The following is a 14,714-nucleotide window of genomic DNA, read 5'->3' as shown; positions in this document are numbered from 1 at the left end:
ATCCCCGCGTCCGGACTGTGGCGAGCGTTGCCGTTAAACGCCCAACTGAAGGAATTGCTCATGCTATACAAAAGTGCCCGTGGCCTGATGACCTGGTTTACCCTGTTTTTTATCTGGAGCGCGTTTGTTCTCTGGTATCACGGCGTCGCCCTGTTGCAGTTCATCATGCACGACAGTAATTTTTACGCCTTCTCGCTGGCCTTACGTCAGACCCGCAGCGATATGCTGCCTGATGCTTTGCCGGTCGTACTGCTGATGATGTTGGTGTTGGCGGTGGGTGCATTTTTGTCGTCTGTCACGGTTGCCATGATAAACGCGGTGGCTTTCCTGTTCAGAACGGCCGGTGCACTGATCCAGGCACAGTTCAGTCAAACTCATGCACGCCGCAAAACATCGTCATTCCATTAATTTCTTTACTGCTTTTTCGTCCCTTTCATCCCCGTTTTTTCATTAACCATCCCGAACTGCCCATCAGGGCGGTTTAATCCTGCGCGTTCGCCGGAGCTGAACCATGAGTTTTACACCGAAATACCTCACGCAGGGGGGCCAGATGACGGCCTACCGGCTGCGTATGTTCGCCCAGGTCAACCAGTGGATATTTAACTGGCTGTTCCTGTTGTTTTTGTTATCCACCGGCGGCGTATTTTGGGCGGTCACCTCCGCCGATGTGCTGAATAACGGTTTCTGGTACTGGACCGGCAGGCTGTTTTCCAGTTTTGTGCCGCTGATGAACCCGAAAAGCCCGGCGACCTGGGATATCAGCTGGCACTGCAATAGCGGCATACAGTTGTGCACCACCAAACTGACGCTGGGACAGCTGCTGGCTGACCCCTGGATGCAGTCGATGGGCGGCCAGCTGGTGAACAACTTAAAACTGAGTGCCGCAGGCTGCGGCACGGTGTGTTTGCTGTTGTTCAGCGTGATTGCCTGGTATGTGGGCCGCATTGGCAAGAAGGAGAGTGAAGATACCTATATATCCGGCATGACGCTGACGGATGACGTGGACAGCGTAAACCGTCAGTTGAAAAAGGCCGGTCAGAAATCAGACCTGCAGATCGGCGGCCTGCATATGGTGAAGAACGCCGAGATCATGAACTACCTGATACACGGCACTATTGCAGTCGGTAAATCCACGCTTATCCGCTGGTTGCTCGACTTTATTCGTAAACGGGGGGACCGGGCGATTGTCTACGACTCCGGCGGCACTTTTATTGAAACGCATTTTGACGAACGTATCGACAAAATTCTCAACCCGCACGATAAGCGTTGCGAAAATTGGGTGTTGTGGCGGGAAGCGCGGGAGGTCGTGGACTACGAGAACCTGACGGCCTCGCTTATTCCGGTGGAGGGGGAGTCCGACCCGTTCTGGGTGTCCTCTTCACGCACCATTTTCAGCGATACGGCGATGCAGTTTGCCTCACATAGCGATCGCAGCATTGAGAAATTCCTGACAGCCCTGTTGTCCATCGATCTGAAAAGCCTGCGCGAATTCCTCAAAAACACGCCCTCCGCCAACCTGGTAGAGGAAAAAATTGAGAAAACGGCCATCTCGATCCGCTCGGTGGTGACCAACTACGCCAAAGCCTTGCGTTATCTTCAGGGACTTGATCAGGAAGGTAAACCCGAATTCAGCATCCGGGAGTGGATGACCGACGCGCAATACGACAAAAGCTGGCTGTTTATTTCAACAACGGCCCGTCATCGCAAGTCGGTTCGTCCGCTGATATCCATGTGGCTGTCGATGGCCACGATTTATCTGCAAAGCATGGGGGAAGATCCCGACCGAAGGGTGTGGTTTGTCGTCGATGAAAAGACCAGCCTGCAAAAAATCCCCGAGTTTGCCGAGACATTGGCTGAAGGGCGCAAATTTGGCGGTTGTTTTGTTATTGGCATTCAGAACATGCCACAGCTTATCAACGTGTACGGACGTGAGGTGGCCAAGTCTATTTTTGACCTGCTGAACACCCGTTTCTATGGCCGTTCGCCAAGCGCCGAAGTGGCGAAAATCGTAGAGGAAGAGCTGGGGCATCAGCGCCGCCGTGAGGCGCGGGAGCAGAACAGCTACGGTCTTGACCAAATCCGTGACGGGATTTCCATCAGCCGTGACAAGGTCAATGAGCCGGTGGTCGATTATGACCAGATCATGTCGATGCCAAACCTGCGTTTCTATGCCCGCCTGCCGGGGGAATACCCGGTCGTGAAACTGGATCTGAAGTACCGTCCGCAGAAGAAGTATCACAAGGCGCTGATTGAGCGCGATTTTAAGGACGTGCTCAGTCCCCAGCTGGAACAGGTCATCAGCAAGAACGAACAGGCGACGCGCAGGGCGGGCATTGTCTTCCCGACCGGCGACGAAATTCTGGAAGGGCAGTCAGCGACTGCAGAACCGGAGATTGTCACTCAATCCCCTCAATCCCCTCAACCCCAGACGCCGCCCCCGAAAGACAGCATTTCGTCACAAAGCCCCGTCCGGGAAAGCGTGCCCGTCACGGTTTCGCCGACGCCGCTCACCGTTGAAACACTGAAAACACCGGCAACACCGCCGGTGGCTGAAGACCCTGTCCAGCCCGGCACTGCCGTCTTCCCGGAACCTTCCAGCAACGTGCGTCCCTTTATGCCGCGAATGAGGAGGCCGGAAGCGGCGGGAAACCCCGGAGAGAGGGATGCCGTATCCAGAACGGCGGACAAACATCCGATTACGCCCGCACCGGTCAAATCTGAAGTGTCGGATCCCGCGCTCCCGCGTGCCGTCACTGCGGATTCGGCCGCCGTGCCACCTGTTAGCCCGGCTGTGGCCAAAGCCCCTGCGGTAGCGGTTAAGCAGGTCGTGCCTTCCGCCAGACTCAGCGCACTGGAGATGCTCGCGCAAAAAAGGCGCAAACCCGCGCCGACCGCTGACGGCACCGAAGACCAGGCGGCAACAGAGGCGCAGGGGGAAGCACCGGATCTGCAGATGGACGTGGAAGTGGATGAAAAAGGCGAGCTTGTTTTGCGCACGTTGGGCGCCCGGAAGGAGTCACCGGAAAGCCTGGATGAAGCCCAGGCGACGGAGTACGGCGCGGCAAACCGCGCGATGGCCGAGGAGGAACAGAACATTCTGCGACACCACGATGATTATGACGCGTACCAGCATATGGATGAACACCACGAACCCGGAGGTTTTGAACGATGATGACCGTTGCCTCCGTTGCGTCTGCTGCAGACGCGGCGGGCTATTACAGCAGCAAAGATAACTACTATTTTCTCGATGATCTGCAAAGCCAGTGGCTGGGGGAAGGTGCCCGTGAGCTGGGGCTGGAAGGGAACGTGGACCTTGAGGCGTTCACGAATATCCTGCACGGGCGGTTACCGAATGGCGTGGAGCTGGGAAAGGAGGTGTCAGGGAATCATGTACACCGGCCCGGACACGACTTCACCTTTTCTGCACCGAAAAGTGTCTCAATGCTTATCCTGGCCGGCGGCGATAAGCGCCTGCTGCAGGCCCATATTGAGTCGGTCAAAGAAACGCTGGCCATCATGGAGCAGACGATTTCCGCCCGTGACACGAAGGAAGGCATCACCTCGATCGTCCCCACCGGCAAGATGGTGGCGGCGCTCTTTACCCACGATACGTCACGCAATCTCGATCCGGCCATTCATACCCATGCGGTAGTTGCCAACGTGACCGAGCTGGACGGGAAGTGGAAGGCGCTGGCCACCGATGCCATTTACGGTGCCGGGTTTATTGAGACGATGTACCGCCATCAGGTCAGCTTCGGCAAAATCTACCGCAACAGCCTGAAGGCGAAAACCGAGGCGATGGGTTACGAGACAGAACTCACCGGCGGCAAGCATGAACTTTGGGAAATCAAAGGGTTTCCGGAGGCTGTGCTGGAGGAGTTTTCGTCCCGCCACCGTGAAATCGCCGCCCAGGTCGGGGAAGAGGCGTCTCTGAAAAGCCGCGACGTCGCGGCGTTAGACACCCGGCAGAAAAAGGTCGATATCAGCCGTTACGGACTCGATGAAGCCGATGCGCAGGGCACACGCCCGCCCGCTGCTCCGTCACTGACGCCGGCTGACACTGCCAGCGTGCCATCATCGTCCCCTGCGCGCGTGGATTTACCGTCAGAACCGTCACACGAGGTGGGGAAATCGGGTATAGCCTCTGCCCGCACGCCTGATGAGATGGCCAGTCCGGCTGAAGCCGTCACCGAGTCATCACTGTCCCGTGAACGCGTGGATTTCCCGTCAGAACCTGCAATTGAGGTGGGCGGAGAGGGGAATGCCTCTGTCCACACGACCGCTGAGGCCGTCAGTCAGCCCGAACCCGGACAGGTATCGCCGGAAAAAAGTACGGGTGCAAAGGACGCACCGGCGGAACCACCCATCGCCAAACCAGAGACGCAGGCCGGGCGCAACCGCCTGCAGGCCCGGTGGGATCAGCAGATGGCCGATTTGAATTTCAACATACAAGACGTGATGGATGCCGCGCAAACGTGGGCCGTGACGCCTGAACAGGCGGAAGAACGCCCGATGCCGCCAAGCGTCATGCAGGCGGTGCGTACTGCGATTTCGGTGCTCAGTGACACCCGCACCCGCTTTACCTACGGTGACCTGCTGATGACGGCGCATGAGGCGGGGGAAGGGCAACAGTCCATTCCTAATCTCCGCAAGGCGATCGACCGGGCCATCGGAGAAAACCTGCTGGCCCCGCTGGACGGGGACAAAGGGGTATTTACCTCGCATATTCATCTGCTGGATGAACTGTCGGTGCAGGCCCTGGCGGGCGATATCGTGAAGGAAGGGAAAGTGGTCAGTTTCCGGCAAACCGACATCGACACGCCTGAACGGCTTAAAGCGGTGGAGTTTGCGCCGGTGGCCATCCTGAACGCACCGGCGTCGATTGGCCGTTTGCGCGAGGTGACGGAAGAACTGGTGACAATGTCACGTGAACATGGCCGCGAAGTGAAAATATTGGCCAGTTCCGCCGAACGCGGCCTGAGCTTCGGCAAATCTCCGCTTCTCAAAGACGACATCCTCTATCGCAGCCGCATTTTGGATAAGGGGTTCAGTCTCTCACAGCACAGCACACTCATCGTGGAAAGTGCGGAGCGCCTCGGACTCAAGGAGATGCTGGTCCTGAGCGGCGAAGCGAAGGAGAAAAGCGCCCAGCTTATTTTCCTGGACAGCGCCGGGCGGCAGTCCAACGCCAACGCCCTGTCGGTGTTGACATCCGCTGGCGTGCCCCGTCACGGCCTGACTGAACCCGTTGCGGGGCTGGAAGCGCGGGTGATCAGTATCGGCGATAAGCGCGACCGTTACCGGGCACTGGCCGAACGCTATGCTGATCTGAGTTCACCGGACACCCCCGTCACCGCAGTGGTCACCGGCGCCCGCGAGCAGCAGCACCTGACCGGCATTATCCGTGACGCCTTGCAAAACGCCGGCAAGCTTGAACGGGACGGCGTGACCGTCGAAGCCCGCACGCCGGTCTATGCCAGCGTGAAGGAGCGGCTGCTCCCGGCCACGTACCGGGCGGGGATGGTGCTGGAAGACCGGTCAGACAAAAATGAGACCCGCCACTACACCCTTGACCGGGTGCATGAGGAGACGCGCATGTTGTCACTTATCGACAGCGACGGCGTTCTGAGCCGCGTAAAACTGAGCGACTTGACCGGCGACTGGCGGCTGTTTACCCGTGAACAGCTGCACGTTGCGCAGGGAGAACAGCTGTTTGCCCTGGCCGCTGATAAAGCCAATGGGCTGAAAGCCCGCGACCGGCTGACGGTCACTGCCGTCAGTGAGGGAAAATTAACGGTGCAGCGCGATGGACAGAAAAAGCCGCTGCAGGTTGCGACCGACCGGCCGCTGTATCTGACGCATGGCTACGTCAGCGCACCGGGGAGCCGGGACAATGAGCACGGTATCGTGCTGGCCAGCCTCAACGCGCGTGACCTGTCCGGCAACATCATGAACGCCCTGGCCCAGTCGGGCCATGAGGCGGAAATCTTTACCGGGGAAGCACAAAACAAGGCGGAGGAGAAACTCGGCCGGATGCGCACCACCCGTTCACCGCTGGCGTTAGTCCGCCAGGCCAGTGGCAAGGAAGACGCCGGGGAAGCGCTGGCCGCGTTAAACGCGGGATTACTCACGGATGCGCAAAAAGCCGTGTCGCGGGCGATTGCCCAGATGAAGGAGGTCGCTTTCTCAGAGGTGAAGCTGCTGGAGCAGGCGGGCACGTTCTTCAATAATCTGGGGGCGTTACAGGGCGAAGTGGCCCGGCAGGTTAAAGAGGGGGACCTCATCCCGGTGAAAGTCGGCGGCGGAGGGGGATTTGTGGGGCGGGCGACCTGGGAGATGGAAAAGGCCATCATCCGGGAAATTGATACGGGTAAAAACACCCAGACACCGCTGATGGCCACGATTGACCCGGTCTTGCTCAATGGGCTGACCGCCGGGCAGAAGGCCGCCACGACGCTTATCCTGCAAAGTCCCGATCGCTTTACCGCCGTACAGGGCTATGCCGGCGTCGGGAAAACCACCCAGTTTCAGGCGGTGAAAGCCGCGATTGAAACCCTGCCGGAAAGTGAACGGCCGCTTGTGATTGGTCTGGCACCAACGCACCGCGCGGTAAAGGAAATGCGTGATGTTGGCATCGAGGCGCAGACCCTTAAATCCTTCGTGGTGGACTGGCAACAGCGCACGGCGGCGGGTGAAGACGTGCGTTATGCCAGGACGCTTTTTCTGATTGATGAGTCCTCGATGTTGGGGAATCAGGACACCGCTGCCGCCTATCAGGCGATATCGCGCGGGGAAGGGCGTGCCGTGCCGGTGGGCGATACCGGTCAGCTGCAGTCGCCGGAAAGCGGGGCACCGTTCACGCTGATGCAGGAGCGCAGTACCATCGACGTGGCCGTGATGAACGAAATCGTTCGCCAGCGTAATCATGACCTGAAGTCTGCCGTTTACAGCGTCATTGAGAACAAAGCCGGTGCTGCCCTCGAGAAAATGGAGAGAGTGTCGCCGAAGACGGTGCCCCGGCTGAGGTCCTGGGAAGCCCCTGGCTACTCGGTGGTCGAAACCGAATCACCGTGGACACGTATTACGGTGGACTACATGAGCCGGACACCGGATGCCCGTGAGCGCACCATGATTGTGGTGCAGCTGCATGAGGACCGGCAGAAGATCAATAAATACATTCACCAGGCCATGTTAAAAGAAGGGTCGTTGGGGGAGAAGGCGGTGACCGTCCCTATACTGGATCGCATTACCGGTGGTCGTCATGATTTTAACCGCATTAATGACTGGAAGGCGGGGCAGGTGGTGCTTACCAACGAGCGATATCTGAGCGTGACCGGCGTCGATTTGGGAACAGAGCGCGTCTTTTTGCGCGATGAAAATGACCGCATGCACTATTACTCCCCGAAAGAGTTAAATGCCACCGAAATTGAGGTGTTTGAACGGCGTGAGATTGAGCTACGGGAAGGTGACAGCGTGCGCATGAGCAAAACGCAGAAGCAGGCTGGCCATGATGCCCATGAACAATATCGGGTAGAAAAGCTGCGGGACAACGGCGAGGTGGTGCTTAAAAACGCCGGCGGCGAAAAGGTCATTACACCGGGCATGACGCTGGCAGACCAGCACATCGATTATGCCTGGGCGGTGACCGGCTACGGCGCACAGGGGGCCAGTACGGACTATGTGATAGCGCTGGAGGGGACGGAAGGTGCACGTAAGCGAATGAGCGGCATGCGGGCCTTTTACATTAACGCCTCCCGTGCCCGCGAACATGTACAGATTTACACGGACGGCTTGCGGGACTGGATGGCTACGCTGCGGCAAAAGGATAACGGTCCGCAGACCGCGCATGACGCCCTGAAGCCGGAATCAGAGCGGGCACAGGCCCGGAGCATCTGGGCGATGGGGCAGCCGGTGGGCAAAACGGCAATCGGGCGAACCTACCTGCGGGAACAGGGCTTAAAAGATAACCCCGTGACGGCGCGGATTATTCCGCCGACCAGGAAATATCCGATGCCGCACCTGGCCTTGCCCGTCTTTGATGGCAATGGCAAAACGGCGGGTCTGACGATGTTTCCCCTTCAGTCAGACACCGGCCAGATACAGACCGGGCCGGTACGCCAGCTGACGACCGAGGGCGCCCAGGCGGCGGTGGTGCAAAAAAGCCGCAACGGTGACACGATTGTGGTCAGCGATATGACGCAGGCACTGACGGCGGCGCGAGGCAACCCAGCGGCAGGCGTATTGCTGCTCACCGGCCGGCAGATGCCGTCCGCGCAGCTGCTGAAAGTGGCGGGCGGGGTGACTGACCGGACTGTCAGGCCGGATGCCACGTTGCTCAGGCTGGTCCAGTCTGAGCTGCAGGAGATCCTGCGGCATCTGCCGGCAGAAGAAAGGCCGGCGGATGAGTCTGCCCTGCTTCGCCAGGCACTCCGGGCTATTGAAGAGACGCGACATCCCCTGTCTGAAATTCAGCTTCCAGAGACTAAAGGGCAGGATGTGCCAGCTTTGTCAGCACAATTGGTTGAGCGTGTAGTTCAAAACATGCAGCAGGAAATACCGGTGCTACCGGGTGAGAAACTGCCGGACTACGCCGCGCTTATCCGTCAGGCGTCTGGCCTGCTTGCCCAAAATGAAGCCCTGCAGGACAACAACGGTGCCATTCGGGCCGTGCTGGCCACCCTTGCCGGGGCGGGTCAGTTTGCCAGTGCAGTATTGCCGGCTGAAAACGCACAGGGAAGCATGGTGTCAGCAGAAACACTCCGCTACGTGCAGGCCGAGCAGGATAAAACGCACGGCACCGCTAAAAACCCACAAAATGACCTGTCAGAGCGGGCGCTGGCCAGCGCAGCGCGTGAACTGGAAAAACAGGGGCAACTAACGTTACCGCCCGAAAGCCGCGGTCGGGAACCGGAGCGGGAAGAAATTACCCACGAAACTGTTCGAAATATTCAGAAAGAACGTTAATCCGCACCGTTTACATACCGTCAACGGGCACCTATTTCTTTACCGGCAACTCCGGTATTCCTCTTCAGAGACATCATCATGACAAACCGTTTTAAGTCGGCGGCGCTTTCGCTCGCCCTGAGTTTTACCTTCGCCTCCATCCACACAGCCTTCGCAGAACCGGTAGATTTCACACCGGCACAGCAAACCCGTATCGGCGAGATTGCCGCCGACTACCTGGTGGCCCATCCGCAGGTGCTCATCGAGGTGAGCAAAAAGCTGCAGGCACAGCAGGCAGCCATCAAGGCACAGCTGATGGCGGAGTCTGCTCTGAAGGGGCACCGGCTACTGATGCAACTTGACGGCGTACCGGTGAAAGGTCCGCAAAATTCGAAAGTGATTGTGACGGAGTTTTTTGATTACGAATGTATCGCCTGCAGCATGATGGCCCCGGTAATGGAGCAGGTCATGGCCAGCAACCCGGATGTGCGGTTTGCTTTTCGCGACTGGACGATTTTTGCCGGGCATTACCCCGAGTCTACGCAGGCGTCACGCCGGGGTCTGGCAATCTGGAAACAGAAGGGGGCTGATGCCTATATGGCGTACCACAACGGGATTTACGGCACCGGCCATAACGAAGGAAAACTGACGTCAGACGATATTGAAAAAGTGGCCACGGCAGCGGGCGCAGGAGAAGAAGACGTCGCGAACCGCACAGCGGCAGATGCCCTGATCGCGGGTAACAGTGCGCTGGCAGAGCTATTGGGATTAACCGGGACGCCGGGGATCATCGTGATGCCGGCAGAGAACGCGACCGCTGACAACACGACCGTCATTCCGGGCGTCGTGTCCGCTCAGGTGATGCAGCAGGCCATCGATAATGCGATGAAATAAGGTTAAGTCGTGCAGGCCACCAGGTATGAGGTGGCTTTGCGCGGTGTCAGGAGAAAAACGATGAAGGGTGAAAAAGCACTGTCGATCCACTTTTTTGACCTGCATGGCTTTGTGTTCAGCGATGATGATATCGAGCATCAGCGGGTGTGTTTCAGAACGCATCCGGGATTGCACCATGAGGCACTGAAGGTGGCCATTACCTGTCTGACCAAGTGCGTGCCGGAAAACCTGACCTGGGACGCGTCTTATGGCGAAGGTTCCTTTTGCCTGCTGACCGCCAGCGTGTCATCAGGGATATATGCATTGCCCTACCGTGAGGAAATAGACTGATGAAGAACAACAGATTGCGGATGGCCTTACTGGCCATGTTATTGAATATGGGCGTTTGCACCGCCAGCGCGGCCCCGTCGGTACAGGTGGGATTCTCACCGGAAGGCAGCGCGCAGCAGCTGGTACTGCAAACGGTGAATGATGCCCGGCAAAGCATTCGCCTGATGGGGTACTCGTTTACCTCGCCCGACATTGCCGGGGCCCTGGTCGAAGCAAAGAAACGGGGCGTCGACGTCCAGGTGGTACTGGATGAAGGCGGCAATCGCGGGAAAGCCAGTGTGGCCGCGATGAATTTATTGGTGAATGCGGGGATCCCGGTGCGCACCGTCAGTCAGTTTAAAATCATGCATGACAAGGTGATTATCGTTGATGGCCAGACGGTCGAAACCGGATCATATAACTATACCCTGTCTGCCGCGCGGTCGAATTCAGAGAACGCTCTGGTACTGCACGATGTGCCTGACCTGGCACAAACCTACCTGACCCACTGGCAGTCGCGCTGGGCGTTAGGGAAAGACTGGGTGTCATCGTACTGACAGAGAGCCTCCGGCGTTCTGAATGGCGAATGTTACCTCTTTCGCATTTTCGTCTTATCCCGCGCCAACGGGAGTGAAAATGCTTTTTATGCTGCTGATTTAATGAATCTATAGTAGGCTTTCCCAAACGATATATTCAGATCCTTGGGGAGGCAAAATGTCACCATCCACAAAAGTAGCTCCTTCCTCAGCGAAACCAAAACGTGCTTACAGAAAAGGCCAACCTTTGTCGGGAACAGAACGACAACTCGCTTCAATTTCTCGGAAACGGTTAAGCCAAAAAGAAATTAAGGTCTTTGTGGATCCTGAGATAAAGTCGATGTTGATGGGAATGTGCAAAGATGAAGGTGCTACGCAAGCCGAAGTCCTTCAGCGACTAATAAAGAATGAAGCTGAACGAACCAGATAAGGGCGTGGGTTGACATTCTTGCATGTAACCACCGGTAGTGCTAGATTGCTGATCAGTTAGAGAATTTATGGTTGGCCACGCCGCAAGGTGGCAGGGAATGGGTGCTGTGTAGAAGATTTTACAGGCCCAGAAAAGCAAAAACCCCGAATATCTTCTCATTTCTTGGCGGGAACGAAAGATAGTCGGGGCTCACTAAAACTGTATAGAGTTGTTGCTCTATGCAGGGAGTATAGATTTATGCCTTTTAAAGGTCAACTCCTCCGGCGCAACATAAGCGTTGGGAGCCGTGTCTGAACAACTGTTTCCGTTTTCACCGGTAGCAAACAGTGTTTCTGCCAGTGTTTATCGTCCTTCGCGCCGGGGTGAAGCTAACCGTCTGCGCAAAGGGCAGTCGAAGACGCACCGCAACAACCAGCCGGTCTACACGGGCAAAACGCCGCGCGGCATGGCTGCAAAAGTGGTGGCCTGCTTCCGTCAGCATGACTGGCGTCGAAATGCCGATCTGATCGCGCTTCGCCGTACTGGTTACACGCCGTACTCCCGTGCGTCTGACCCCTCCTTTACTCCTAAACCTATGCGCATTACCCCACGCTCTGAGAGCCGTGAGGCGCTGACTTCTCTGTCTTTGGTTCTGGCCGCAAATTGTGACTACAGCCCGGACAGCGATTATCTTTTCGAAATGATGCTGCCGGTGGAAGAGATTGCCCGCCGCATGAATGCGCTGCACGTTTATGAGAACGGTCGTAAAGCCTATGACGTGTTGTTGCATGCCTTGCGGGTGATGGAGCAACTGGACTACGTGGTAATACACCGTGACCGCGACGCCGATTCTGGCCAGAACAAGCCCATGCGAATTTTTCTCACCGACAAATGCTTCACTTCACGCGGCATCGCCGTTGAAAGCATCCGGGAGTGGTTGCATAAATATCGCCAGTGGGCGGTAGCCAGCGGACTGGCGGAGTCAATGCAGCAGAAATATCAGCGTCACCTGCTCAAAATGGCGCGTCTGGGTATCAGTATTGACCGCCACCATTCACTTAAAAACCGTTTGAGACAGATAAAACGCTGGGTTGTCAGCCCGGAGCTGCGCGATGAAAAAGCGCGAACTGAGGCAGATATTGGCGCCGTTCTTGACGAACAGGCGCGTAAAGTGCGGCAGCTGCGTCCAAAAAATAGCACGGCCAAGCATGAGAACGCGTGGCGGCGATTTACGGCTAGTGGTCTGCTCACCACGGTTGCGCAGATGTCGCTGGAAAGTGCCCTTAAAGCCGAGTTCCCGACGCTGCTGGCCACGGATGCTGAGACGTTTTATCAGCGGCTCCTGGAGCGCGCCGGCGTTCCACTGTCTTAACCACATTCCTCTCTAAACCTTTCCCCTTTCTGCGATTCTCGCGGGCCTTATGCTGGCATTTTTCCGTTCGCGGATGCCTGGCAGGCTTCCCCACGTCTGTTATCCGTCAAAATGTGCACCGGCGACGGTCGGGGCATTCTCACCCGGCAGCGCTGGCCAACGTCTGATTAAGAAATAATCGTTTAAATTCGAAGAGATAATTCTCCCGGTCGAGGCATCCCATTAACTTCGAAAACCCCTCTTCAGACAGGATTAATTTCGAACGTTACTTCTGAACAAAACAAGCTTTCTAAAGAAAGAGTACTCCTGAGCCAGCCTACGGCCCGGCATCTGGAGTAGCTCCCTTCGCTATGCTCAGGGCAACCACACCTGAACAACGGCATCATTTGCCAGGGCAAAAGAAGAAGTAGCTCCCCGGACAAGCCGGGGCATACCACCGTTGATATTAGTTACAACATTCACCAAATCTCACCCACATCAACCCCCAGCACCGAGCACAAACGCACCCCCTCCGCCCACCTGAAAAGCCGCCCCGCCCCGGGCCAACGGCCCGGAACAGAGTGGCTTTAAAAGTGAATGTTGTAACTACTAAATTGGTATCGCTGGAAGTAGCTTTGCTGAACGTTCTGAGTACACGCTCGTAGCTTCGCTAACGCTCGCACGCGGAGATACGCCCCGACTGCGGCCATAGGCCTTGTCGGGACCACTCCGACCGCGCACAGAAGCTTCTACGTTACTTTGAGCGGGTTTAGCTTTGCAGGGCGAAGGGGGGAATTGATGAAACCTATTAACTTAGGGCGGCTGCGCCGCGCTTCGGCGACACTTACCTCTATGAACCTTTTTGGCTTAGGTTGTCGCCTTCTATGCGCTGCGCGCATAAAACTAAAAAGTACGAAGTTTGATTAGTGGCTACATTGTAGCTACAATAAATGGACTGAATATGGAGGGTAATATGACTGATACCGTTGTTCGTGCAAGAGTATCGCCGGCTTTGAAAGCCGCCGCGATGGTTAACGCAAAAGCGCTTGGCTTAGATCTATCTACCGTGATCCGCATGGTGGTTAACCGGTTAGCAGTGAACGGTGAGCTACCGAGAGACCTGCTTCAGCCGAACCAGGAAACCTTACAAGCTATTCGCGACTTAGAAAATAATATCGAGGTAACGCGCGTCGATACGGTTGATGAACTTAAACATGATCTTGGCTGGTAATAATGCTGACTATTGTTTATCAGAGCCGGTTTAAAAAAGACGCAAAACGATATGGAAACAATAAGAAAGCGCAAAAGGTCATCTTAGAAACGATTGCGCTTCTTCAAAAAGGTGAGCCTTTACCTGAAAAATATAGAGAACATCCGCTGATTGGTAGCTATATAGGCTACCTAGAATGCCATGGAATGCCTGACTTACTCTTGATTTACCAACGTACAGATTCAGAACTAAGGCTGTATCGTGTGGGAAGTCATTCAGAATTATTTTAACTTTGAATTTATAAGTGGAAATTCTGAATTTAATCCAAAAACATCAGAAAAGGGGTCCGCATGGAAAACGGAATCTATGGTCACTCCCGTTTTTGCAACACCGATTTTGACGATAAATTGGCTTGCTTGAATCTATCCGGCGTCTGAATGGGATTTTATTCCCGCGCCTCGATGAGTTCCGCGCCTGATGAACCTCCAGAAAATATACGGCTTCAATGAGCCTTTCCGTTTTACAGGTTCCTCAACAGGCCGGTGGGCCGTTAGTATCATCAATATCAGTATTCGCAAAACCAGATGAGTGATTGTTTAAACTGGTGTATTTCTGCCTTTATGCTTCGTAAGTTTGCTGGCGCGCCGTAAGTGCCCAGGCTATTCTGGCCAGCTTGTTTGCCAGAGCACAGGTGACGACAAAGTTGCTTTTCCGACACAACAACTCCCTGACCCAGTCGGCCAATTTACCAGACTGGTGTTCCAGTTTTTGTATGAATACCCTGGCACATTGAACCAGCAAGGTTCGGATCTTTTTGTTGCCTCGTTTACTAATTCCAAGCAATGTCGTCCGACCTCCCGTGCTGTACTGTCGGGGAACCAGCCCTGTTGAAGCCGCAAAGTCACGGCTGCTGGCGTACTGCTTCACGTCGCCAATCTCAGTTGAAATAGTACTCGCTGTCAGTGTTCCGACGCAGGGAATGCTCAGCAAGCGCTGTCCAATCTCATCTTCGTCCAACTTTCGTTTCAACTGGGATTCCAAACCTTTAATCTGCTCAACAAG

11 protein-coding genes are annotated in these 14,714 nt (G+C 55.9%); 10 read left to right on the top strand and 1 reads right to left on the bottom strand.

Annotated elements, in window-relative coordinates; translation table 11 throughout:
* The first annotated feature begins 60 nt into the window (after nucleotides 1-60).
* The 10 genes from UC14_RS19085 to UC14_RS19035 all read left to right on the top strand — a co-directional run bounded on the left by UC14_RS19085 (nucleotide 61) and on the right by UC14_RS19035 (nucleotide 13,942).
* Nucleotides 61-408, top strand: a complete 348-nt coding sequence (locus UC14_RS19085; RefSeq protein ID WP_112198194.1) for a hypothetical protein — start codon at nucleotides 61-63, stop codon at nucleotides 406-408.
* 103 nt (nucleotides 409-511) lie between these two features.
* The gene (gene traD, locus UC14_RS19080) at nucleotides 512-3,172 is read left to right on the top strand and encodes a type IV conjugative transfer system coupling protein TraD (RefSeq protein ID WP_112198193.1); all 2,661 of its coding nucleotides are present in this window, start codon (nucleotides 512-514) and stop codon (nucleotides 3,170-3,172) included.
* A complete protein-coding gene (gene mobF, locus UC14_RS19075; protein ID WP_112198192.1) occupies nucleotides 3,169-8,964 on the top strand; it encodes a MobF family relaxase in 5,796 nt (1,931 codons plus the stop codon). Before traD ends, mobF begins: the two co-directional genes overlap by 4 nt.
* Before the next feature lie 78 nt (nucleotides 8,965-9,042).
* A complete protein-coding gene (locus tag UC14_RS19070) occupies nucleotides 9,043-9,837 on the top strand; it encodes a DsbA family protein (RefSeq protein WP_112198191.1) in 795 nt (264 codons plus the stop codon).
* Nucleotides 9,838-9,897: 60 nt separating this feature from the next.
* Complete coding sequence (locus UC14_RS19065; protein WP_112198190.1) at nucleotides 9,898-10,167, top strand: hypothetical protein; 270 nt, start codon at nucleotides 9,898-9,900, stop codon at nucleotides 10,165-10,167.
* Nucleotides 10,168-10,187: 20 nt separating this feature from the next.
* On the top strand, nucleotides 10,188-10,703 hold the full coding sequence (locus UC14_RS19060) for a phospholipase D family protein (protein WP_224266917.1): 516 nt from the start codon (nucleotides 10,188-10,190) through the stop codon (nucleotides 10,701-10,703).
* Nucleotides 10,704-10,860: 157 nt separating this feature from the next.
* A complete protein-coding gene (gene repA, locus UC14_RS19055; RefSeq protein WP_112198188.1) occupies nucleotides 10,861-11,112 on the top strand; it encodes a replication regulatory protein RepA in 252 nt (83 codons plus the stop codon).
* Between the two features lie 286 nt (nucleotides 11,113-11,398).
* Entirely contained in the window at nucleotides 11,399-12,463 is a 1,065-nt protein-coding gene (locus UC14_RS19045; protein WP_112198187.1) for a Replication protein, read from the top strand.
* Between the two features lie 952 nt (nucleotides 12,464-13,415).
* Nucleotides 13,416-13,673: a type II toxin-antitoxin system RelB/DinJ family antitoxin gene (locus tag UC14_RS19040; RefSeq protein ID WP_167686178.1), complete on the top strand. Its 258-nt coding sequence runs from the start codon at nucleotides 13,416-13,418 to the stop codon at nucleotides 13,671-13,673.
* 2 nt (nucleotides 13,674-13,675) lie between these two features.
* Nucleotides 13,676-13,942 carry a type II toxin-antitoxin system YafQ family toxin gene (locus UC14_RS19035; RefSeq protein ID WP_112198185.1) on the top strand — a complete coding sequence of 89 codons (267 nt, stop codon included), beginning with the start codon at nucleotides 13,676-13,678 and terminating at the stop codon, nucleotides 13,940-13,942.
* Between the two features lie 328 nt (nucleotides 13,943-14,270).
* Here UC14_RS19035 and UC14_RS19030 read toward each other — a convergent pair.
* Nucleotides 14,271-14,714: transposase (locus tag UC14_RS19030; protein ID WP_157962130.1), on the bottom strand; the 444-nt coding region annotated here is incomplete at its 5' end.

The sequence above is a fragment of the Rahnella sp. NRRL B-41462 genome (assembly GCF_003263525.1).
Lineage (GTDB): Bacteria > Pseudomonadota > Gammaproteobacteria > Enterobacterales > Enterobacteriaceae > Rahnella > Rahnella aceris.
This window is presented reverse-complemented; position numbering and strand designations above follow the sequence as displayed.